Annotated in this window: 19 protein-coding genes; 6 read left to right on the forward strand and 13 right to left on the reverse strand. The window is 59.5% G+C overall.

Translation table 11 applies throughout. The annotated features are described in order from the left end of the window. Positions 1–242: 242 nt before the first annotated feature. A complete protein-coding gene (locus NFX52_RS21905) occupies positions 243–1,325 on the reverse strand; it encodes a hypothetical protein (protein WP_156358806.1) in 1,083 nt (360 codons plus the stop codon). A 281-nt stretch (positions 1,326–1,606) separates the two neighbouring features. Between NFX52_RS21905 and NFX52_RS21910 the strand changes: the two genes are divergently transcribed. Further along, on the forward strand, positions 1,607–1,936 hold the full coding sequence (locus NFX52_RS21910) for a helix-turn-helix transcriptional regulator (RefSeq protein WP_082437702.1): 330 nt from the start codon (positions 1,607–1,609) through the stop codon (positions 1,934–1,936). 127 nt (positions 1,937–2,063) lie between these two features. On the opposite strand, the gene NFX52_RS21915 is transcribed toward NFX52_RS21910, so the two are convergent. Together NFX52_RS21915 and NFX52_RS21920 are read right to left on the reverse strand one after the other, a co-directional pair. Continuing rightward, positions 2,064–3,785 carry a hypothetical protein gene (locus tag NFX52_RS21915; protein WP_055403014.1) on the reverse strand — a complete coding sequence of 574 codons (1,722 nt, stop codon included), beginning with the start codon at positions 3,783–3,785 and terminating at the stop codon, positions 2,064–2,066. Continuing rightward, complete coding sequence (locus NFX52_RS21920; protein WP_252635819.1) at positions 3,782–5,884, reverse strand: hypothetical protein; 2,103 nt, start codon at positions 5,882–5,884, stop codon at positions 3,782–3,784. The genes NFX52_RS21915 and NFX52_RS21920 overlap by 4 nt, the downstream gene beginning before the upstream one ends. 180 nt (positions 5,885–6,064) lie before the next feature. On the opposite strand from NFX52_RS21920, the gene NFX52_RS21925 reads away from it, so the two are divergent. Together NFX52_RS21925 and NFX52_RS21930 are read left to right on the forward strand one after the other, a co-directional pair. Next, positions 6,065–7,603 (forward strand): hypothetical protein, encoded by a 1,539-nt coding sequence (locus tag NFX52_RS21925; protein ID WP_055402429.1) that lies wholly within the window; start codon positions 6,065–6,067, stop codon positions 7,601–7,603. Between the two features lie 11 nt (positions 7,604–7,614). Then, positions 7,615–8,526 (forward strand): serine protease, encoded by a 912-nt coding sequence (locus tag NFX52_RS21930; protein WP_162239799.1) that lies wholly within the window; start codon positions 7,615–7,617, stop codon positions 8,524–8,526. Positions 8,527–8,862: 336 nt separating this feature from the next. Here NFX52_RS21930 and NFX52_RS21935 read toward each other — a convergent pair whose 3' ends face one another. The 8 genes from NFX52_RS21935 to NFX52_RS21970 all read right to left on the reverse strand — a co-directional run bounded on the left by NFX52_RS21935 (position 8,863) and on the right by NFX52_RS21970 (position 17,140). Beyond that, positions 8,863–9,915 carry a hypothetical protein gene (locus tag NFX52_RS21935; RefSeq protein ID WP_156358884.1) on the reverse strand — a complete coding sequence of 351 codons (1,053 nt, stop codon included), beginning with the start codon at positions 9,913–9,915 and terminating at the stop codon, positions 8,863–8,865. A 131-nt stretch (positions 9,916–10,046) separates the two neighbouring features. Further along, positions 10,047–11,993 (reverse strand): DUF3732 domain-containing protein, encoded by a 1,947-nt coding sequence (locus tag NFX52_RS21940; protein ID WP_055402435.1) that lies wholly within the window; start codon positions 11,991–11,993, stop codon positions 10,047–10,049. Further along, positions 11,990–12,505, reverse strand: coding sequence for a three component ABC system middle component (locus tag NFX52_RS21945; protein ID WP_055402437.1), 516 nt, complete (start codon positions 12,503–12,505; stop codon positions 11,990–11,992). The genes NFX52_RS21940 and NFX52_RS21945 overlap by 4 nt, the downstream gene beginning before the upstream one ends. After that, a complete protein-coding gene (locus NFX52_RS21950; protein WP_156358885.1) occupies positions 12,502–13,716 on the reverse strand; it encodes an ABC-three component system protein in 1,215 nt (404 codons plus the stop codon). Before NFX52_RS21950 ends, NFX52_RS21945 begins: the two co-directional genes overlap by 4 nt. Before the next feature lie 415 nt (positions 13,717–14,131). Next, the gene (locus NFX52_RS21955; protein ID WP_156358886.1) at positions 14,132–14,395 is read right to left on the reverse strand and encodes a hypothetical protein; all 264 of its coding nucleotides are present in this window, start codon (positions 14,393–14,395) and stop codon (positions 14,132–14,134) included. Positions 14,396–14,801: 406 nt separating this feature from the next. Beyond that, positions 14,802–15,305 (reverse strand): RES family NAD+ phosphorylase, encoded by a 504-nt coding sequence (locus tag NFX52_RS21960; RefSeq protein ID WP_055402445.1) that lies wholly within the window; start codon positions 15,303–15,305, stop codon positions 14,802–14,804. 14 nt (positions 15,306–15,319) lie between these two features. Further along, complete coding sequence (locus NFX52_RS21965) at positions 15,320–15,889, reverse strand: Xre family toxin-antitoxin system antitoxin (RefSeq protein ID WP_082437670.1); 570 nt, start codon at positions 15,887–15,889, stop codon at positions 15,320–15,322. 99 nt (positions 15,890–15,988) lie between these two features. After that, complete coding sequence (locus NFX52_RS21970) at positions 15,989–17,140, reverse strand: tyrosine-type recombinase/integrase (protein ID WP_207402123.1); 1,152 nt, start codon at positions 17,138–17,140, stop codon at positions 15,989–15,991. Between the two features lie 252 nt (positions 17,141–17,392). On the opposite strand from NFX52_RS21970, the gene NFX52_RS21975 reads away from it, so the two are divergent. Then, positions 17,393–17,836 (forward strand): hypothetical protein, encoded by a 444-nt coding sequence (locus NFX52_RS21975; RefSeq protein ID WP_156358887.1) that lies wholly within the window; start codon positions 17,393–17,395, stop codon positions 17,834–17,836. Positions 17,837–17,923: 87 nt separating this feature from the next. Here the strand turns inward: NFX52_RS21975 and NFX52_RS21980 are convergent, their stop codons facing one another. After that, entirely contained in the window at positions 17,924–19,012 is a 1,089-nt protein-coding gene (locus tag NFX52_RS21980; protein ID WP_207402124.1) for a mechanosensitive ion channel family protein, read from the reverse strand. Between the two features lie 236 nt (positions 19,013–19,248). On the opposite strand from NFX52_RS21980, the gene phaR reads away from it, so the two are divergent. Both phaR and rimO read left to right on the forward strand, forming a co-directional pair. After that, positions 19,249–19,809 carry a polyhydroxyalkanoate synthesis repressor PhaR gene (phaR, locus tag NFX52_RS21985; protein WP_055402453.1) on the forward strand — a complete coding sequence of 187 codons (561 nt, stop codon included), beginning with the start codon at positions 19,249–19,251 and terminating at the stop codon, positions 19,807–19,809. A 169-nt stretch (positions 19,810–19,978) separates the two neighbouring features. Further along, positions 19,979–21,370 carry a 30S ribosomal protein S12 methylthiotransferase RimO gene (gene rimO / locus NFX52_RS21990; RefSeq protein ID WP_055402455.1) on the forward strand — a complete coding sequence of 464 codons (1,392 nt, stop codon included), beginning with the start codon at positions 19,979–19,981 and terminating at the stop codon, positions 21,368–21,370. Positions 21,371–21,480: 110 nt separating this feature from the next. On the opposite strand, the gene NFX52_RS21995 is transcribed toward rimO, so the two are convergent. After that, on the reverse strand, positions 21,481–21,599 hold a 119-nt coding region (locus tag NFX52_RS21995), incomplete at its 5' end, for an integrase core domain-containing protein (RefSeq protein ID WP_156358616.1).

The following is a 21,599-nucleotide window of genomic DNA, read 5'->3' on the forward strand; positions in this document are numbered from 1 at the left end:
GCGGATGACCTGCTTGCGACGCTCATGCAGTACTTCCCGCGACTGCTTGCGTGCATCTTCTTTTTCCATGAACTTTGGAGTCATGAAATCAATACAAGTTCATGAATAAATCATGCCTGGTCTATAGATCTATCGGAAAGAGTAAGTCCAATCCGGGCATAGGCCGCTTGCGCAATAAGGCCCTAAGGCTGCGATTCATTGACGCATGGAGACGGCTCATGGTCCACCTGATGCTCGACTTGCTACTTTGCATCGCGCTCCCATGGCAGCGGAATGCGCGGGGCCTCCCACGCGAAGTCAATGCCATCGACTGCGAAACCGATCGAACGGCTGGCTGGTGCGCTGGCTGCGGCAGCCGGCAGTGCCCCCTGGATCAATTTTGTCATCATGGCCATGTAGCAATCGCTGAAAGCCTGCTGAAAGGCTACGATTTCCTCCTCCTGTGATTCCTGAGGGGATATCTTGTAGAACGCAAATGTGTCGAAGCCATTGGTCTGCGACCACGCGCTGACTGTCATTACCGCGTTGAACTCGCTTGTGTCCTTGCGGGCATAGCGCTCGACTTGGGCGGAGAACTCGTCGTGAGGGTATGTCCCGAAGCCGGTGTTTAGAAGCAGGAGTCCACCCAGCAGATCGTCGCGACCAAGAAGTTTCTTTGTCTCCTTGATCTGCTTGGCCGCAGAGCGAACGTGTCCTTGAATGGGGCGGCCCAAGATATTCAGATACTCGCGAAAATCTGACTTCGACAGCATAGCGGGGTTGATCGTGACCCACGCTTCTCCTCGTGCGTAGGGACGAAAAAGTTGCGCAAGCCTTTCTTGGTGAGGGCCCTTGCTCATCGCCTCCTCCTGGAGATCTTTCAGTTCGAAAATGTACCGCCCCAGGAGGTAGTCCGCGTTGCGGATGCCTGGCGTGATCCCCGCAGTGTCCAAGCGCGCTCCACCCGCTTTGATGATGACTTCGTCGATGAAGTCTTCCGTGATGCGGGCAGGAAGCATTGTCTGTCGGTCCTTGCTGCCGCTGCCGAAGGTGTCAATGAATACCTTGAAGAACACACGACCGCGCAACGCCTCTTTGAACGCTTCTAGCACCGCACCTCCTTCTTCCCGGACGCGTGCTTCGATCAGTGTCGATCTGTCTTCGTACTTGATGAACGTCCAATGTCGGCGGATCAGCTCTTGCCGAGCTTTGACGAGTGCCAATCCCCGGTCGGCTTCCGGAATGAACATGCAAATGGAGGCGTGCTCCCATTCAAAGTACTTTGGGTTGCTTTTTGTGGGAACTGCTCGAACACAGATCCGCTGGATAGCTGAAATGGCCTTCATGAATTACCTTGCTCCCACATTATTTCTTCTAACCAATGGGGTCCTCACAAGCTAGCGAGGTCCGCTCGGTTCGGACACTCCACAAGCGATCCGACGAAGAGTGTCGCGGCGTACTGGGACAAGGTCGAGCACAGCTTGGTGCTGAGGAAGCAGCAACCGTCGATTGTGCTGGGACATGTCTAGCGCACGCTGCGTTGCGTCTCGGTAGGTTGGAGCTACCGGACTTCTTTGGCATCCTGCGGCCATGGCGATGAAATGTGACGTATCCAAAAGGGGACACCATGCCACCAAACAGCCGTGAGAGCGGGATACAGGGGCGACGGCCCTACCGCGAAAAAGATGCGCTGGACCGTGCTGCGCAATTCCTTCGAGAAGCGATTTGTTTGCTGGATGGCGACGCTCCCGGTACGTTGTTTTCGATCGCAAAAGAAGACCGTCTTGTGCGACTGCCCGAGGTTCTTCGTCTGACGGGCCTGTGTCGTTCGGCGCTCTACGACCAGATGTCTCAGGGAGAGTTTCCGCGTGCGATCAAGATCGGGCCGCGCGCAGCCTCTTGGTCGCTCAGATCGGTACATCACTGGATATCGCAGCGTGCAGGGGAATCGCAATGAGGTACGGGTGGTACTGATCCACCGGTGCAGAAAGCAGCCTTTCATGGGGATGGGATGCCAGCACACAGAACTCTAAGCTGTCTGGAACCGGAGCGTTAGCAAGGCGGACAGCATCCGCTTTGGCGATCTATGCTTCTGGGACCTGTTGAGAATTCAAGGTTATCAGTCGATACCATGCCGATGCCGGAACCGGTGTTCGAAAGTGCCGACAGGCGATGAAATCGATAGCCCAGATGCCTACGTCACGACTCGGTGATGATCCAGCCCAGTCATAGTTCTTTAGGGCCATGAAATCGGTCATCCGTTTGCGCATTTCATCAATTGCGGACGGTAGAACGTATGGTGCCTCGGTTTCCCCATGGTTCAGCGATCCACCGAAGTACCAGTACGTGGGCCAGTCACCGGTCGGATGCCACAGCTGGGCGCAAACATCCTTATAGGGCTCCGACACGCCTTGCGAAAGTGCTGCGTAGTGTTCATCCAGTTCTAGGATCACGCACCAAGCCGCAACTGTCGCAAGTGACCAAGATGTGCGCATCAGCTTCTGCGCCAAGCCGACGTCCTTCTGATTGACTTCCAGCTCCACCAGATCTTCGAGTGAATCCGAAGAAACAGGAAACCTTGCCCGCATCTTGAAGCAGTAGTCCAAACGTTTGGCAATCTCCGCAACCCAACTCTCGGCCTGCTCGCGTCGTCCTGCGAGTACCAGGAACATCAGCGCCAGAGATATGTCAATGATGTGCCGGTCAAGACGTGGTGAAGCGCCTGCTCCGTGGTTCTCAATGAGAGCACATAGACTATCAGCTACTGTTGAGACATTGGCGCTAATGGTCGCATCTTCCGCTTCGCTGTTGCCTTGCTTCAAGCAGCAGGCGAGACCTACCGAGCCAATAAGGCCAATATGCTCAAAAAGGACAACGGAGAATGCAGCCCCTTCGCTACCATACCCAGCCATGCCATCGCGCACCTGAAGATGTGGTCCTATCACTTCGAAGTATCGAGCCGCAGCGTGGATGTAAGAATCCCACATTCCGGCGATCGCTGGATAGAGTTTGGATCGATCGTCGGCGTTCACGAGTTGCACTCTGTGCCATGCCCACAGAAGGGCTCGCTCATTGACCCAAAGTGCTTGTCGTGAGTCACCGTCTGCTTGGGCCCATCGTGCACAGATTTGCGCTGCGAGGTGCGCACGCCGGAAGGCCTTCTGCAATTGCTTGAGATTGATGTCCGGTTTCTCTACTTTGCCATCGGCCGTCAGGCCCAGCTGCCGAAGCAGCAGGCGATTCAAGTCACGGAAGTCGTACTCCGGGTCGGCGGCCAATGCAAGTGACTTGCGAAGATCGGATCGATCGCCTGGCGCAAAGAGGTTCTCATCAAGCAGGTACCGCTCGATCAAATCAGACACCCGATCCGCTCCCCAGAAGTCGAAATTTGCTTTTGCTGCGTTCAGTTCCTTGAACGCCGTCCAATTCATCTCGACGTCCTGCTTCAGATCCCCGGTTGTCGCGAGAATGATGGTCTTTCGTAGTCCGCTGTGTTCCGGTGCCACAAGCTTCGTCAGGTAGACGTCCAGCACTTCATTGAGACTGGGGCGGACCGAAGTCGGCTCACCGTTGTCCCAATCGCGCCGTCCCAGATCTCCTTGTTTAATGACCAGGAGAAGCATCTCGTCCGTACCATCGGCGAGCGACTTGCCTACGGCGGCCAGGTCGACACCGTGCTGTCGAACGCCGGTTTGGGGTTTCGCAAGCGGAACGTAGCCCATTGCCATCAACAGGTCGGGCAGCAGTCGATCGAACTCATCACGCTCCCGCAACGTGCGTAGGAACTGCGAAACAATCAGTCTCATGTATCGTCTCGCTTGGCAAGTCTAAACCCGAGATGACGAATCGAGTTGCCGATCGGATCGAAAGCCTCGCGCCTCGGCAATTCGATCGAATGAGACACTGATGAGAGCTTCATCGATGGACCGTAGCTGGAGTCTCGGTAGTTGAAAGTCCCCGCCCCCGCCTTGAGGGGGATATGTGTGGCAATTTGTCGCCAGATGGAGTTCTTGTTTGCCTCTTCGAACGAATTGTCCATCTGCTTCGCACGCGCTCGAGAAAAAAGCCTGCGCAGCCTTGTGGGCGGGCGAAGTTCATTGATAGAGGGCAAAGCGCTCTGCGCCTCAGTGACTTGGTTGATGGCGTCTGCCGCCGCCCGCAAGAAGTCCCGATTGCCTACCGATGACATCTCCTGCGCCGCCTTGTGCAGAGCATCGGCAGTACTCCGTGGATAGTCATAGCCGATTTCCTCGACAAGCAGCGGGCGCAGTACCGGGTAAATGCGTTTCTCTGCGTCGTTCGATTGAAGCATTGATAGGGCTAGCGATGTCACTTGTGCTCTGTCGTGGACGTAGCCCAACATGCGCCTTGCGAGGAACAAAAGATCGTCAGTCGAAAGCTTGTCCAAACGGCTCTTGTCGAGTTTGATCTTCGTTGGCGCATGGTGGCTGAATTGGGTAAGGATCCCAGCCAACGCTGCAGCGTGTGTTTGTTTATCGCTTAGCAACCAGTCCGTTACGAGCGATGACCAGTTTGCCTCCAGATTGGACAGTGCGTGAAGCGTGTCGTTGAAGAGTTCGGCTGTGCCCGAGTCGATGGGGACTTGCGGGCCATGATTGGCGATCCACTGTCCTAGCGTCGAAACTATCATCTCGCCATGCCCTGGCTCAGAGAGCAACTGCGACATCGCGTAGTCTAGGTCTCGGATCGCGCCTTTGAACTCGGGCTTTAACGCCGTTAGCAGCTGGAGCCAGCGTTGCGTGAGGCCACGCTCACCAATTTCTTTGCTCTTGAGGAATAGGGCTGAGGCTGCGGCGCAGAGCACATCTTGGTCGCCACCTTCGGCCAGGCTTAGCAAGAGAGAGTCAAACGCTGAAGTCGTGTGCATTGCGTCAACTGAAGCTCTAATTGCCTGCGACCTGAGCTCAGGCTGCTCGCTCCCGATCAGGTGAATCACGGCTTCCACCACGACGTTGATTGCTTCCGGTGGCGCGTGCTCATCCAGGAGCAAACGCCCAAGCGTCCAAGTGCCAACCTGTGCTTGCATGAGTACGTCGGATCGAGCATCAGTCCTAGCTATTTCGACGCCGGCTGCATAGTCGGATTTGGACAACGCGACGACTGCGTTGCCCAGCAGGCTTGAGGTCGCCTCGGACAGGTCTTCGAGGATTTTGCTATGCAGCTCTCGCGCGACGTCTGGCTTCTTTTCAAGCCACTCTTCTAGGACTCTGTTGATCCTTCCGGCGACCATGTCATTCTTAGTCGGCTCGTATTTCGCTGCAATCAGGTCGATGATTGATGGTACTGCGAGGTTGTTCAGGTAGGGCAGGGCAGCTTCGACGAGGTGCAGAACGTCGAACACATTCGAACCAGATCGAATCCGCCGTGCTCCGGCTACGAGCACGTCGACGTTCCCAGATGCAAGTGCGAGCAAGCGCCCTGATGCCTGGTCGCTGCGACCGATCTCCTTGCGCCACAGCTTGCAGGCGCGCTCGAACAGCTCATTGGCGTCAATGTCGACGAAGGGGAAAAAACGCTCATAGACGGCTGCTGCAACGATTACGTTGCGCGCCTCGAGCGATTCGAACTCGATTGTCCCATCTACCAAATTGCAGCCCTTTGGCAAATCGATCTCTGTCAGTATTTGCCCTGCTTGCAGGTCCACGCGAAGCTCTGGCTGCCTTTCTTCGTGTAGTCGCAGTGCAAGATCGGCAACATGCGAAAGCCCTGAAGGCGCGGGCTCAATTCGTTGACTCACGTAATCCTCCCTTGACGATCGGAACAGTTTATGCGCCGCCTCTTGCTCCGCTGATTTCTCTTTTGTAGCTGCGCGCCAAGAACTCTGCTTCGTCGATTCGACTAGGTCGCGCGCGTGATTTGAGCGACGGATTTCGATTGTTTCCACACGGTCGTGAACTGGTGGGGCCTATTCAAAGCAGGTACCCGGTCGATCTGGCTGGTGGGGTAAGGTGATTGACGGCGATACGGATTTAATGTTTCATTATGTACGGAGTGTAATTGTCATTTGCGGCGTATCAACGCAGTGGGCGCTGCTGAAGTGTGACTCGAACAATAGGAGGGCCGAATGCGTTCCCTTGGACACTTTTTCAGGCTTTTGTTGGTCCTGGCCGTCGCGTCGGCTACCGTTCCCAGCTTTGCGGATACTGAGATTCGCGCGGAGTGGTTCAATGGAACTTGCCCCAAGGGCTTGCCTGCGGAGGCGAGCCAAGCTCCCCAGAAATTCGCTGCCGTCCTGGCGGCCATAGGCGCGGTGATCGTCCCTAAGCTTGTGTCTGGCGGTGTTGACCTTGCCGCAAAGAAGCTACAAGCGGCAGGCGAAGACCGGCCGAACGCCATGTCCGCCAGAACGGACGCGTATTTCTACAACTACCTGCGCGAGCGGAAGAACACGCTCAATGCTCGCTGCCTGATCATCGTAGAGGCGGACAACTTCAATGCGACTCCGGTGGCGGCTGAGCCACATACTTGGCGGCCTCTGGCTCCGCGTGTTGGTGCCTATCAAAACGCGCGAATGATCTTTATGGCTGCGGTAGTTACGGCGCCGGAGGGTAAGTTGTTCCGCTTGGTACCTGCCTACTTCGAGATCGGGGACTGGCGAGAGCGCTCGTTCTGGAACAGTGATCGCCGTGACTACGACATTGCCGTTACCTTGACAGGTATTGGGCAATCGACGCATTTCGCATCCGTTCACATGGCGTTCAAGGGCGTCAATAGCAATCAGACCTACAAGCTGACGGATTCGCTGATGAACGGCGCGGAGACCGACTATGTTCCTCTGGCCCCGCTATCTGCGGAAGGCACCAAACACATCAGCACGGTCGAGTCTGCTTGGGCGAGCAAGGATCGGGCTGCGTCGATCCTCGACACGAAGCTGCAGTTCGACAATGAGCCCGCCGACCGCGCCGCCGGAAAGATACCACCGGTCATGCCTAACGTATACCGAGATCCCTATTTGGCAAAGCTGGACGGATACTGCACTGCCGTCCGAGCGGCAAATCGCGACTTGGAGAAATCCAAACGGGAAATCCCTGCGATCTGTAACTGGCAGCTGGATCAGAAGCTGGATGCTGTCAACCAAGCCAAGAAGGAGGTCGAGCGATCGGACGACTGGCTTCAATGGGCTCGAGTGGCATGTTGGCCAGATGCCCAGGAGCGTGCCGCGCAGATGGCTGCGCCTCATCCGGACGGGCACGAATGCACTGAGCCGACCTCCTTGAAAAATCAGTCCACACCGCACACTCGGGTAGTTAGCCTGGTGGTGGTGACCGAGGTGATTCCTGGGAGTAAGGTCGCCAAGTTCCTGGGGAATGCCTTGTCGGAAAGCGCGACGGATGTGAGCAAAGTCATCGTTAACAAGTTGCCGCCGCTGACGAAAGAAGCGCGCGACGCGGCCGATGTCGCCGACCGTGTGCTGCAGCAGGCTGTTATTGATGCCGACTACAAGGTGGAGTTAGCGGAAAATGAACTAGCCGAACTGCCCGACAGCGCGCCCGTTAGCAAGGTAACTGAGGCGCGCATGAAGCGGCAAGCCGCTTGGTACACGGCTAACAATGCCTACCGAGCTGTCGGCCGCATACCGCCCTATCCGGACGGCAATTTATGAAGCTCGGCCAGATGGCATTGTCCCTGGTGCTTGGCATGTGGTCCTGCGGTTTGTCGGCCCAGGTCGAACCCATGGGGACCAAAAGCTACGGGCCGCTGGTCGTTGGCGGTGAGGATGCCGACAAACGTACGTCGACATACATGGTCGCACTGCTGCGCGAGGGCTTGGACTTTCCGGGGGGCTTTCTGTGCGGAGCCACCGTGGTGGCGGATGGCTGGGTGCTGACGGCCGCGCACTGCTTGTACGACGGGGAGTGCAACCTCCGAAAGTTCACAACCCTCTATGCGATCAGCGGCTACGCGCAGCTCAAGCCAGGTCTGCCCAAATTGAACGCTACGGCGGTTCGGCCGCATTCGGGCTTCCAGTGCATGCCGGTGGGAGAGCAGACTGCTGCGGTTAGGTCAGGCAAGCCCATTCCTATGGGCAATGACATCGGGCTTGTTCGCGTGGCCGGGGGCAGGCTGTCCCAGCCTGCCTTGTTCATCCCGACCGACAGTGCCGCTGCTGCTGTGGCACCACTCATCGCTTCGGGCTGGGGGACGCTGGGCAACAGCGGTGCACCGTCGTCTGAGCTTCAGTCAGTGAATCTGACCGCCGTAGCGCAGAACGTTTGTGATCAGGCTTGGGCGCCAAGCTCTTTGGCTGCGGATCAACTGTGCATTGGGGCACCAGCGCAAAGCCCTGCAAGGGGTATCTGCAGTGGTGATAGCGGCGGACCCTTGGTTGGGACGCTCGGTTCAAATCGGTTCCAGGCTGGCATTGTCAGTCTGGGACATCTGGTCTGCAGCAATGTGGACCGCCCCAGCATGTTCACAAATGTGATGGTGCACCGCGCCTGGATCGAGGGCGTCATCGGCCAAGGCAGGCTGCCCGTCGTAACCGTAGGCTGTACGCCTGCAGACATCGCGGCTTGGCGTTGCTGAGGTGACGGGCATGGCCGAGTCGCTCGCCTGTTCGCCTTGGTGGATACCGAGATAAGAATCTAGGCGAGCGCGCGGCTTGCCTACGCGCTTACTAGAGCGTTGACAGGTTTTTCGAGCGTCCGTTCGAGCACCATTGCGTGCGGGGATCGCCGGTCACCAATACGGGAGCGGCGCGGCACCCGCAGGCAGTGCAGATAAACCGGCGCGGAACACTCAGCACAGAGCCCATCTGTTCGCCGCACTTGATCCTCGCATTCGTCTGTAGCCGCAGTCGTATCACCCGGTCCTAGTTGGTTCTGATAGGGCCTGGATTCGTAGCTCCTCGCCTGGAGTCCGTCAGCTATTTGGCTCTGAGGCTTGGAATGGCTCACAGTTACTTGCTTTCCCCAGCCAGGACCAGATAGCAAACTCGTCCAAGGTCCGTAGGAGATCTGCCTTGCGGTCGGGGGACAGAAGGGGCAAAGACGCGTCGATCAAGTTCCGGACGCGGGTTTTCCGATGTTCGACGGTCTGCATGGCGCGGATTGACAAGAATTCGCTTCGGAGTTGTTCGAAAAGCGGGTCTGACTTCGGTTTCAGGCAGTCGAAATTGATGATGACATGCCAGGGCTCATCTGCTTGCTGTTCACCATAAAAGGCGAACAGCCTGTACAAGCACTCAGCGGCATACGTATCTTGGGTGGCAGTAAGTAGTCGCCCAGGCTTTCCCCCCAACGCCTGGATGTTGAGCGCAGGTGCGCTGTAGAGTGGAATCAGGTCGAAAAGCCTGTTGCGAGCCCATCGGGGTGGATCACCGATCTCCTCTCCGCGCACGCTGAGATAGTGTTCCGCCCACGCCTGTACTTTGCGATCGCTGACCGTGAAGGTGAGTCGGGAGTTTTCTTGACCGTGGAAGAAGAGTAGGCCTAGCACGTACACCACGGACAGCTTGGGAACATCGCTATGGAAGAGTTCTCTCCACTTACGGGTTTTGTCCTCCATAGGTATCTTCTGCTCGAAGAGCGACCTCAAGACAAACAAATAGATGGCCAGAGTGCCGATCAGGCGTCGAATATCCGACTCATGAGTAGGCAAGTTGTTCAGGAATGACTCGGCAAAACCTACGGGGAAGCTTCCCATCAGAGCCTGATGCTCGGTGAAGTCCCTCAGTCTGTGCAGAGCAGAACTCTGGTTGCCGATGAACTGCTCGAATGCGAAGTACGCCACATTGACATGCATGACCGTGCCTGGCCCAAGGATCCAGCCTAGACGCTTGAAAAGAGCCGGCGATTGACGCACCGCGCGAAGCATGTTGCTGTCAACAACTACTTCCACAGAGTCGATGATGCCATCGGCGGGCAGCTTCAGTTCGGTGAAGTAAACACCTGAGGCGATATCCTTGAAAGACAAGGGGAAGAGATCTGGGGTTGCATTAACACGAATGGGTGGCTGCATGTTATTTGGATGGGCAATGCAGGAGGGTGGGGCGGAATGTACTTCGTGCCCGTCGACACGGCCCACCTAGCGCCAGCTAGTGGTGCTCAAGCAGCGCGTGGCCAGTCTTCGGGAACAAGCTTCAGCCCATCGCGCCAGCGCTCGCGCAGCGCCGCCTGGAATCGAGCGTCGTCGCTGAAGTCCGGATGGTCGGTGATGAGCACCTGGAACTTGCCTTCCAGGCTCTCGACGACATCGAAGATCAGGCCGAAGAGGCGTTTGACGGCCCGGCGGTCCGCGTCGATCTTCTCCTGGGTCACACCATTGCCCGGCACAGTGTCGGGAGAAAAATGAGCCTGAGAGAGCTGGTCCAGCAGCAGGAAGGAGGGCACAGGGCGGCCGCGGCTGGCGAACCAGGTGTGCAATGCCAAGTGCGCGACGATGTGATAGCCCACGTGGTTCTCGCCGCTGCCGATCTCGCGCATTGGCACCGGTCGCTCGGGCGTGTCCGCCACGATGGTCAGGTTGCGCGGGTCGAGGCGCAGCGGCGAATCCGAGTATTCCAGGTCTATCTGCTTGGCGTAGTCGGACAGGTGCTTGTTGACATTGGAGAGACAGGATTCCAGCTTTGCCTGGATAGTGTCGGTGCTGACCGCCTCGTCTAGCTGGGCCTCCTGCTCCCGTAACACTGCCAGCCGAGCCTGCTGCTCGCTGACGTCCGGCATCTGCGGGATGTTCTCCATGTACAGGCTGATTCGTCCGAGGACCATGGCGCGCCGGGCTTCGGTGTCTGTGGCCAGTTGCAGGCGCTGGTTGCCGCGCTTGACGGCCGTGAGCAGGGTACGGTTGTCATCGAGGCGGCGGCGCACGTTGGTAAGCTTGGTCTCCACTTCCTGGATAGCCGTCGCGATGCGGGGCGTCGCGGAGTCCATCGCGCCGCTGCGCTCGCCGATGTAGTCCTGTGCAGCGCGCAGATCGCCGATCGAGGGTGCCTGCGAGGCTTCTGGTAGGTTCTGCAGGCACAGCGGGCAGGCGTGTCCGGGTGCATCGTGCTCGAAAACCGTCACCGCCTGGAGCCGGGCCGTGTGCTCGCGCGCCTCTGCGGAGTAGCCCCTGGAGCTGCCTTCGAAATTACGGGCACGCTCCAGCGTCGACTGGAGCGTGCGCTGCTCGCGCACGAGCTCGCTGCGCACGTCGGAGAGGCGGCGGAACTCGACGTCCTCACCGGCTTCCGAGGCGGCCGAAGGCACGGGGGTATTCTGGATTGTGCGCAGGGCCGCGATCTTCTCCTGCCAGGGCGCACTGTCGTCGAGCGTGCTCAGGCCGACCGCTTTCGCCTCGGCCAGCAACGTGTCGGCGCGGCCTACACCTTCCCCACGGATCGCAGCGGCCTCCGCGAGCTTGCGCTCGATTTGCCGGATCTCGGTGCGCACGCGCTTGAGTTCCTGTTGCTGCGCGACATAGTCGTCGGTAACGGCGCCTAAAAAGTAAGGCAGGGTGTCTTTAATGGCCAGGGCCACGAAGCGGTCGCTTGAGCCGTGGAACAGGTGCTTGCGCTGTGCGATCTCGGTCTGCGACTGGAAGCAGAAGGTGAGAGCGTGGCTGATCGAGGCGGCCAGCGGATCCCTGGTCTGGCCCGGCGGCGGCTCGTGCAGGTAGTCGGACATGCCTACCCAGGACGCCAGCAGCGCGCGCAAGCCATTGCGGTTGGTGGTTGGGCGCAGAACTCCGGCTGCGGGGATCGGCACCACGCTGTCGGTCTGCACGTAGATTGCCTCGCTGGACTTGCCGTCGCCCGCCGGCAACTGGCGCGCCACGAAAGCCTGTCCGCGGCCGGTCTCCAGCAGTAGGCCGAACCAAGAGACGTTGCGCCGTACCTTGCCCTCCGGCACATCGATCTCCTTGGCACCCAGGCAGTAGTCGATGATGCCCAGGATGGCCGACTTGCCGGTGCGCGAGTCGCCCGAGATGATGTTGACGTGGCCCGGCTCGAAGGGCACCACGCGGTGCCGTCTATCATGGCTGTAAATAACGACGGCGCGAATCTGGATCATGCGTGCACTCCCAATAGCGCCAACACGGTCGGGGGCGCACCCGCTTTGCACAGCCAGCGGCCGACGAAGGTCGCTTGGCGCATGCAGTCCCTCACCTCGCCACTGGATGCGCGGAGGTAGGCATTGATTTTTCTCGATGAGGCGTTGCTGGCCTCGAGCCGATGGCCGTCAAGCGACAGCAGCCCGTGCTGTGCCCCGAACAGCAGTGCCTCGCGCACAGGCTCGCGAAGTACGACCACGCCCTTGGCGACCGCTGAACGCTCCAGCGGGTGATCGTTGACCCAAGTCGCGAGCGAGGAGGTGATCGTTCGAGGCAACTGGTCACGCGTTTGTCCACGCAGTACCAGACTGGCGCCCACGAACGCCAGCGCAAACGGTAGTCCCACTGCGCTGGTGTCGAGCTCTGTCGCCTCGGTTCGGTAGCCGCGCGCGAGGTGCCACACGGCAATCGCGCAGAAGGCCGGATTGAGCAGGTTGCGCTGCTCGATGGTGCGTTCTTGCCAGGCGATCATGCCGCGCTTCCTTCTCCCGCCCCGCCGAAGATGGCCTGCACCCGTGCCTTGAAGTCTGGGTGCCAGCCCAGGCGCAGGTCCTCTGCCAGCATGTGCAGCGAACCGCGACATACCCATGGGACGTTGACGCCCGAGCGGATTGGCACATGCGCGTCCTCGGCCCACTTCAGGATGGCGCGCCCCGCCTGGGTCATGGCTGCCTCTGAGGCTCCGGCGCCGAGTTCGTCACAGGCCTGCGCATACTGCAATTCCCACTCGGTATGCAAACGCTGGTCGTACTTTTGCAGGTCGGCGTCGAACAGCAGGTCATGGCGGGTCCAGGCTGAGCGCTGCCGGAAGGCTTGCAGGTAGCTCGTGATCGCATTGCGGATACGCAGCTGGCTGCCACCGACTAACTCCACCTGCTTGTAGAAGGGACGGTTAGCGAACTCCGGTAACTGATCCAGCGCCACCATCAGCGCGTCGAGTTCGCCGTCGATCGGCAGCGAGTCGGGCTTCAGCGATTCCTGGATCTCCGTGATCTGGGCGTCGATCTCTGCGCGCGGGATGCCGCCTTCGGGGTGGATCAACTCGCGGAGCACACGCTTGAACCACCACCCTTCCAGCATCTGCACCGACAGTGCCTGGTGGTGCAGAGAGACATGGTAGAGCTCGGACTGCAGATGGACTTCGATGGCGGCCGCATCGGGCTGGGACGGCACGACATAGACACGCGCTAGCAGGGCCTCCCGCTCGGCCTCGTCCAATGCCAGGTAGGCCTCGAAGGCGTCCTGGAGTTCGCTGTTGGTCGAGCTGATGGCTGCATGCTTGAGCCGCTTGGCAGCTTCGGCCACATCGCGCCCCGTCCCCTCGATGCCCAGCGCGCCACAAGCGCTGCCGGCGGGGGCATCGGCCGTGGCGATCAGAAAGCGTGCCGTCTCGGGTGGGATCTCGCCGCTGGCCAGCCCAACGAGCCAGATCCGCAAGGTCTTCCACACCTCGGGGCTAAGGTCGGTCAGGTTGGCCATCGCGTTGAGCGAGTGCTTGGTCTGCAGCACGGCGTCGGGCTGGCCACCGACCTCGAAGCTCACATCGTCTAGCGTCTCGATGCTGACGGTGAAGTCGCCGACGCGGCTTCGGCGTATGGCCCAGAGCAGGGCGATCCGGACTTGGTAGAGGTAGCCCACCATGGGGCCAGTAGCGCCGAAGGTGGAGAGACTGGGTGGACTCATAGGAAAGGAACTCCTGCAAACACTAGGCGACCGAAAGGGGTTTCACGTCGGCGAATGCCAGCACCGCGTAGAACAGCCGTATGAGTGTCTGTAGCGCAGCGATCTTCCCCGAAGCGTTGGCGCCGACCATCGCGGCGTGGTCGGTGTTAAGTGGGATGGCTGCCGGGGCGGGACCGAAACATCGGAATCCGATGACCGTGACACTTTCAATAGGCATGGCCGACGCCCCCTCAGTCGATATTCTTGATCTGCTCTAGAGCAACCGATCGGTTGCGGCGCCGCGTTTGTCCACCTGTAGATCTTCGCACCGCACCGACCAGTCCCTTGCTGTACACGCACGAATGGTGCCGAGCGATTTCCTCGAAGGCAGGCCCGGCCCCACTTTTTGCCGTGGAGGAGCATGCCTCACGCTCGCTTACCAGCCTTCTCTCTGGTAATGGTCAGCTTCGAGGTAATAGTCGTGATGGACGTGATCTCGGTAGAGCAGATAGCAGCCGTAGCTCCAGAGAAGCAGCGCGAGGGTGTAGCAACCTATTTCGATCCACTGGAGGGCACCCAGTGGTTGAGGTTGGCCCGGCAGAATACTGAAGACTTTGGCGATGAAATTCGCAAGAGCCAGCGGCAAGGCCGTCGCTAACAGATAAAGCGCGCCGCGCCATTTGCCGAATTTGTGGGCCATTCGGCCAGTGTCCAATAAGTAGAGCATCACATCCCCGTTACTGATGTTTACGGACATGGTAGCGACTATTTGGTCCAGTGGGCACGGGCGTGAATACATCTATAAAACGCGAGGCGACTGCGGCGCTTGATCTCTTGCGAAGGAAGTGAATTGCGGCGCAAAGCTGACTTTGTCAACGGCTTGCTGCGAAAGGCGCATCCACCTCAAAAGCTGGCATAGCCGCGAAGGTGCCAACCGACAGGCTGTCGTCGTTGTACCCCCCGGAGGTGTTAACAAGCGATCGAAGTCGCGCACCGAAGCCCGTTAGGCAGAAGCTCGCTGGTAAATTGGACGTATGCAGGGTGTGAGCGATGAGGGGCTTGCTTACATTGATTGGTGCTGATTTCTCCGCTAAGGCCGCTATTGGTTATGAGCGCGGAGGGTGGAGGCGGGTGTCGAGGACGAATGGGGCTTGCGAGTGCTGGCGATAGCGGCCCTTGGCGGCGCTCGGCTCGATCACCAGGTTCCAGCTGAAGCGGGACACGGCGCTGGGGAACAGCACGATCCCGTGCTGTGCGAGCAACTGGCTGCCGAAAGCTTGCTGGCCGGCGCTGGGCGTGCCGGGGATCAGCCAGGCGGGGTTGGGCACGTCCTCGGGTTGTACGATGTGAATCGGATTTTTGGTGATTTCTATGCAGGTGAGTACATGCGGCTGGGTATCCAGTACCGGAAAACCTGCATGGACTGCAACCTCCAGGATTGCAGTGCTGGGGTCCACGGAGCAATACACGGCGCGCTGCCCCTTGGCGTTCCAGCGGCCGCCCAGCTTCTCGGCGCCGATGCCGCTGTCCCAGGTGGAGGCGTAGTGCTGCCGGTCCAGGCGCCACGCGAGCACGGGATCGCCTACCCCGAGCTTGGGGATAGGCGCCATTGGGTGTTCGCGCTTCAAGCGTAGACCCCGTACTCGATGCGATCCAGAAGTTCTTCGACGAGTTGTGTGCCTACAGGTGTCGCCAGCAGATCGATTGGCTTTTGCTGATCCAGGCCTATCGCGGGTGAGGTCAGCCATTGCACGGCAGTTTCTCGACTGCCGAGGACTACCGTGGCCTTGGCGACCACTTCCGCAAATTTGAAGGCACGCCCACCTTGCGCCACGCTGAGTGTGTCGCTTTGGGCGCCCTTCTTGCGATGAAGTGTACGCAGGCTGATGCCGAGCGCTTCACTCAACGTATTGGAGGGGAGGGGCTCAATCGCCTGCGCTAGGTGGGTGATCGACGCACTGGGAATACCGTGCGAGACCCAGAGGTGGACGTCCAGCAGGTTTTCGGGGCGGCGAGAGAAAACTTCATCCCCACCCAGCATTTCCAGTGCGATGACTACGTGCGTGCCGTTGGCGTCAATCAGCGCGCTGTAGCGCTTTCTCAGCTCTGCCGAGATGTGAGGTTGATGCTCATGCGTCAGCACCCAGGATCCCGTGGTTTCTGGGCTGCGCGAGTGGGACTGCTTGGTCGTCATGGAAACACCTTTTCTGCCATTTGGCACTAGCAGTGTGCCATAAGGCGCACTGCTGTGGTGTTTTCCTGTGATCAGGGAGGAGGGCATGAGGGACTTTCGTCAGAGCGCGAGTGTGGCCAGGGCGTTTTTCGCATGCTCGCGGGTCAGGTGGCCGTAGTACATCTCGATCATTCGCACGGAAGTCCCCGAGATCTGGGCTACCGTCAGAGTGTCCAGGCCGGTTTGCACGAGGTCGGTAATGGTGCTGTGGCGCAGGGTGTACATGGTGGTACCTGCGGGTAGGTCTGCAGCGCTCACGGCATCGCTGACCGGATGTTTCCAGGCGTCCTTATTCCAAGCCTTGCCATCGGCTCGACGGAAAATCGGCGCCGTTCCTGGCTGGTCCTTGCAGAGCTCCTGGAAGAGTTTGGCTGTTGTTTGCGGCAGGGCGATGCGCCGACCCTGGCCGGCTTTGTCGCTGCCGACGGAGAGGGTTTGAAGGCGCGGGTCGTATTGGGCGACCTGTAATTTCGCCAATGCACCCGGTCGCAAGGGCACCAGGGACATGCCCCGGAGAAACTGAGCAAGATCATCAGCCGCGTGCGCGATGAAGGTGCGGCGCTGCTCGATGTTGAGATACAACTCGCGTCGGCGGTCCACACCCTTCAGGGGTTTGAGCTTGCTACGCCATGCGAAGTTGGTGGTGACGAAGCCATCTTCCAGGGCGAGGTTGAGTGCAGCCCGGAAACATGTCATGTCCCGATTGAAGGAGCTGTTCGAGCGAGGTTTGCCGTTCTTCTTAGGCTTGTCCTGCAGCGCTTTGCGCCACGCTGCGATGTGGCTGGGCGTTAGCTTCGCCAAATCCATCGCTGCCAGCTTGGGATCATTCAGGACGTAGTTTTTGAAGCGCTGTTCCGCGTCATGTGCGGCTTTCTCAGAGCGCATGCGGCGCTGGTGGGTCACGTAGTGGTCGCAAGCGTCCTTGACCGTAGTGACGGTGGTCAGGCCGCCTCTGGATATGTGCTCAAACCACTGCGCAGCAGCGCGGGTTGCTAAGTCGTAACGCTGGTGATCTGGCTGCAGTGAGAAGTCGCCGAGGGCCTTGTAGGTCTTCTTGCGCGTTCCCTCGTCGTAGTAGCGTGCGACCCAGGTGCCTGCGCCGTCCGACATCTTGCGGTAGCCCACATGGCGCCCCTTGCTGAGAGGGGCCCAGTAAGGTTCTCGTCGAGGTGCGAGACGCGCGCGCTGAGTGACTTGGTGGATGTGCTGCATGACCCATCTCCCGATCCAGGCAGACCTCCATGAAGTACGGAGATCGTGCGGAAATTGTACGGAAAAAATGGGTGGAAATGACTGGAGATTGTTGGATCAAAAATCAAAATTTTTTAATGAAATCAAGTCCTTAGATGTCCATGGACGTCCTTGATTTTTGCGTTGACATGGTGGGGGTCGTTGGTTCGAGTCCAATCGCGCCTACCAAGTTTTTCCCTGAAGGAAACCAGCTTTCAGACCACTGAAAAACTTGTGGAAACCTTGACCAGGTTTCAAAAAGCACAAAGCCACCTTTTTACAGGTGGCTTTTTCTTTGGTCGCGCTCGAATCAGTCCTCTTTTTTATGCGATGTCGGGCGTCGCGGTCGTTCATCGCCCTGGGGATACCGACGAACTTCTTTGTTGGCTCCTTGCACCCATTGGGTTCACCGAGGGTGACGGCGCCTGCGTGCCTGGCGGCAAATCAATGAATTGGTTTTTGTCTGACACGAAGACGCACGGGGTCGCGATAACTTTGGTGGCTTCAAAGAGAAGGGATGCCACCATGAACACTCCATCCAATTCTTCAAGTGTCCATCAGGGTTTTGTGGACACGGATCCTGAACTGGGTCTGTACGACATCCGGATCTTCTGGCTTGCTGCTCTCGCCGCCATCGTTGCGGTGCTTGCGGTGGCGTACTTCAAGATGGGCTATTGAGGAAGAATGCCCGTGTTCCGGCATGGTTGCTATCGTGGCGACATCTGGCGGGGCTTCTTGTGGGTGCATCGATAGCGCTGCCTTGGCTCAGGCCTTCAACGGGGGCTCTTGCGCGAGTGTTCTTGTCGGTGCTTCAGCCCCCTGTGCAGGCACACGCACTTGTGGAAGGCAGTCCGGGTATTCGCGTTGGATGAAGGTCACCAGCGCTTCGCGCACCCGGCACCGCAGGTCGAACGCCAGGCCGGATGATCGTGCGGAGACCAGCACGCGGATCTGGATGGTGCGCTCGGTCACATCGGTGAGCTGCAGCACGTTCACTCGCCTGTCCCACTCTGGTGCGGTTTCCAGCACCCGCTGCAATTCGGCCCGCAGCGGGTCCAGCGGCAGGCGATAGTCGGCAAACAGGAAAACGGTTCCCAGGATTTCAGAGCTGGTGCGTGTCCAGTTTTGAAACGGGTTTTCGATAAACCACTGCAGCGGGATGATCAAGCGCCGCTCGTCCCAGATGCGCAGCACCACATAGGTGCTGGTGATTTCTTCTACCCGTCCCCATTCCCCTTCAACGATGAGCACATCGTCGATACGGATGGGCTGGGCCAGTGCGATCTGCAGGCCGGCGATCATGTTGCTGAAGACCGGGCGCGCTGCAATGCCCGCCACAATCCCCACCACCCCGGCCGACGCGAGCAAACTGGCACCTACTTGCCGGGCCCCTGGAAAAGTCATGAGCATGAGCGCGAGGCCCGCCATCACCACACCGGTCATCGCCGTGCGCGACAGCACGCGTGCCTGGGTGGCGATGCGTCGGGCGGTGAGGTTGTCTTCCACATCTGCGGGGTGTTGGGCAATGACGCCATTGGCCAGGCCGCCAATTGCGGCAATCAGCAGCCAGCAGGCCCCGCCAATCACCGCCAGGCCATTGAGATGGCGGATACCGCCGATGTACGGCAGATCATCGCTGGCGGCTTGCCATACCAGTTGCAGCGCGATCAACGGCAGCAGAATTCGCATGACCGGTATGCATGCCAGCACCACGGTCTGCACCACGGGGAGGGGGGTTGTTGCGCGGCGCAGAACGATGGCGACTATCCGATGGGCGATGGCTGCCAAGGTCGTGGCAAACAAGGCCGCTACCGCCGTAGCGAGCCAGGGGGAGAGCTGCAAACTTTCGAGCATCGTGTGGAAAAGAGGGCAAACGCCCACTATCGCACCGGCAAACGTATTCAGCTGTCAGACGGTGCGCCGCACAGGTTGATGGGCTGGTGCAGGCCTGTGATGGCTGCGCCAAGCGTGGTGACGCTACCGGGCCTGGCAAGTGTCACCCCGGCGACAGTGGCGCGCAGCTAGTCATCAGGGTATTCCTTTGCTGGTGCCGGGCTGCCCGTTCCCTAGAATGTGCTGCACTGCAATACATGGGCTTCCAGCCCGAGGAGTTCGTCGTGTCCGAACAGAAAAGTGCCGCGCCCAAGTCGGCGCAGCGTGTCATCAAAAAATACCCCAATCGCCGTCTGTACGACACAGACACTTCCACCTACATCACCCTGGCCGAGGTGCGCCAATTGGTCATGGCCAACCAACAGGTGGTAGTGCGCGACGCCAAGACGGGCGAAGACCTCACGCGCAGCATTCTGCTGCAGATCATTCTGGAAGAGGAGGCCGGTGGCGCACCCATGTTCACCGAGGCGGTGCTGGCCAACATCATCCGTTTTTATGGTCATGCCATGCAGGGTTTCATGGGCGCGTACCTGGAGAAGAACGTACAGGCGTTTACCGACGTTCAGGCCAAGCTGGCCGAGCAGTCGCAGAGCGTGACGCCAGAGATGTGGGCCCAGTTCATGAGCCTGCAATCGCCCATGCTCAAGGGCATGATGGGCAACTATGTGGAGCAGTCGCAGTCCATGCTCACGCAGATGCAGGAGCAGATGCAAAAGCAGACGGAGCAGATGCTGGGCGCGTTTGGACTCAAGCGGTAGCCCCCGTGAGCCGCTTCGCGGCTTCCGCCGCCAGCGCGGCGGGGCGGCCCTTGCGCGGTGGCCGCTGGCCTAGGATCGCGCCAGTTTCATAGGTCGCGGCGAGTCGCAAGCATTGCAGGCAATTGCCCGTCCCACCGGTCTGACGCCGGAACTGGGACAATACGGGGATATGAGCGAAGCAATTGCCCCCACCAAAACTCCCAAAGTCGGATTCGTCAGCCTGGGCTGCCCCAAGGCGCTGACCGATTCCGAGCTGATCCTTACGCAGCTGAGCGCGGAGGGTTACGAAACCTCCAAGACCTTCCAGGGCGCGGACCTTGTCATCGTCAACACCTGCGGCTTCATTGACGACGCCGTCAAGGAAAGCCTGGACACCATTGGCGAAGCCTTGGCCGAGAATGGCAAGGTCATCGTCACCGGCTGCCTGGGCGCCCGCACGGGTGACGACGGCGGCAACATGGTGCGCCAGATGCACCCCAGCGTGCTGGCCGTGACCGGACCCCATGCCACGCAAGAGGTGATGGATGCGGTCCATCTGAACCTGCCCAAGCCGCACGACCCGTTCGTGGATCTGGTGCCCGGCAGCTTTGGTATTGCGGGCATCAAGCTCACACCCAAGCACTACGCGTACCTCAAGATCAGCGAAGGCTGCAACCATCGCTGTACCTTCTGCATCATCCCCTCGATGCGCGGCGATCTCGTCTCGCGGCCCATTGGCGATGTGCTCAGCGAGGCCAAGGCGCTGTTCGAAGGCGGCGTGAAGGAGTTGCTGGTCATCAGCCAGGACACGTCTGCCTATGGCGTGGACGTGAAGTACCGCACCGGCTTCTGGGACGGCAAGCCCATCAAGACCCGCATGCTGGAGCTGGTGCAGACCCTGGGCGAGATCGCCGAGCCCTACGGCGCCTGGGTGCGGCTGCACTACGTGTACCCGTACCCCAGCGTGGACGAGGTGATCCCGCTCATGGCCACCGGCCGCGTACTGCCCTACCTGGATGTGCCTTTCCAGCACAGTCATCCCGACGTGCTCAAGCGCATGAAGCGCCCGGCCAGCGGCGAGCGCAACCTGGAGCGCATCCAGCGCTGGCGCGAGGCCTGCCCCGAGATCGTGATCCGCAGCACTTTCATTGCCGGTTTCCCTGGCGAGACGGAAGAAGAGTTCCAGCACCTGCTCGATTTTGTGCGCGAGGCGCAGATCGACCGTGCGGGCTGCTTTGCCTACAGTGATGTGACGGGTGCTGCTGCCAATGAGCTGCCGGGCATGTTGCCTCTGGAAGTGCGCGAAGAGCGCCGTGCCCGCTTCATGGCTGTAGCCGAAGAGGTGTCGATTGCCAAGCTGCAGCGCCGCGTGGGCGCCACCATGCAGGTGCTGGTGGATTCGGCTCCCGGCCTGGGCCGCAAGGGCGGTGTGGGCCGCACCTATGCGGATGCGCCCGAGATCGACGGCACCGTGCAGCTGCTGCCGCCCGAGAAGATCAGCAAAACCATGAAGGTGGGCGAGTTCACCAAGGCGCGCATTGTCGGCGTGCGTGGGCACGATCTGGTGGCGCAACCCATTTGATTGCTATATATTTGATAGCTGTTGGCGCTTTCAGGATGAGCGCTGGCAGCTAAAATGTGACCCGTCCTGAATAGCGTTGACACCCAGGACGGTTTAAAACTGCAGCCGGACTATCCGGCCAACGACGCCCGATGCACCGCATCGGGCGTTTGCATTTTCAGCGATAGGTGTGGCCGCTCGCAGTTGTAAATGCGCACCGACTGCTCGACCATGCGTCTGGCCTGGGCGA

It is taken from the genome of Acidovorax facilis, from assembly GCF_023913775.1.
Taxonomy (GTDB): domain Bacteria; phylum Pseudomonadota; class Gammaproteobacteria; order Burkholderiales; family Burkholderiaceae_C; genus Acidovorax; species Acidovorax facilis.

Excerpts from the sequence above, each read along its gene's own strand:
- NFX52_RS21910 (WP_082437702.1), top strand. The coding sequence starts at position 1,607 with ATGCCACCAAACAGCCGTGAGAGCGGGATACAGGGGCGACGGCCCTAC.
- NFX52_RS21925 (WP_055402429.1), top strand. The coding sequence starts at position 6,065 with ATGCGTTCCCTTGGACACTTTTTCAGGCTTTTGTTGGTCCTGGCCGTC.
- NFX52_RS21915 (WP_055403014.1), bottom strand. The coding sequence starts at position 3,785 with ATGAGACTGATTGTTTCGCAGTTCCTACGCACGTTGCGGGAGCGTGAT.
- NFX52_RS21955 (WP_156358886.1), bottom strand. The coding sequence starts at position 14,395 with ATGGCCCACAAATTCGGCAAATGGCGCGGCGCGCTTTATCTGTTAGCG.
- phaR (WP_055402453.1), top strand. The coding sequence starts at position 19,249 with ATGGGCTTCCAGCCCGAGGAGTTCGTCGTGTCCGAACAGAAAAGTGCC.
- NFX52_RS21960 (WP_055402445.1), bottom strand. The coding sequence starts at position 15,305 with ATGGCGCCTATCCCCAAGCTCGGGGTAGGCGATCCCGTGCTCGCGTGG.
- NFX52_RS21930 (WP_162239799.1), top strand. The coding sequence starts at position 7,615 with ATGGCATTGTCCCTGGTGCTTGGCATGTGGTCCTGCGGTTTGTCGGCC.
- NFX52_RS21945 (WP_055402437.1), bottom strand. The coding sequence starts at position 12,505 with ATGATCGCCTGGCAAGAACGCACCATCGAGCAGCGCAACCTGCTCAAT.
- NFX52_RS21970 (WP_207402123.1), bottom strand. The coding sequence starts at position 17,140 with ATGCAGCACATCCACCAAGTCACTCAGCGCGCGCGTCTCGCACCTCGA.
- NFX52_RS21940 (WP_055402435.1), bottom strand. The coding sequence starts at position 11,993 with ATGATCCAGATTCGCGCCGTCGTTATTTACAGCCATGATAGACGGCAC.
- NFX52_RS21950 (WP_156358885.1), bottom strand. The coding sequence starts at position 13,716 with ATGAGTCCACCCAGTCTCTCCACCTTCGGCGCTACTGGCCCCATGGTG.
- NFX52_RS21980 (WP_207402124.1), bottom strand. The coding sequence starts at position 19,012 with ATGCTCGAAAGTTTGCAGCTCTCCCCCTGGCTCGCTACGGCGGTAGCG.
- NFX52_RS21905 (WP_156358806.1), bottom strand. The coding sequence starts at position 1,325 with ATGAAGGCCATTTCAGCTATCCAGCGGATCTGTGTTCGAGCAGTTCCC.
- NFX52_RS21965 (WP_082437670.1), bottom strand. The coding sequence starts at position 15,889 with ATGACGACCAAGCAGTCCCACTCGCGCAGCCCAGAAACCACGGGATCC.
- rimO (WP_055402455.1), top strand. The coding sequence starts at position 19,979 with ATGAGCGAAGCAATTGCCCCCACCAAAACTCCCAAAGTCGGATTCGTC.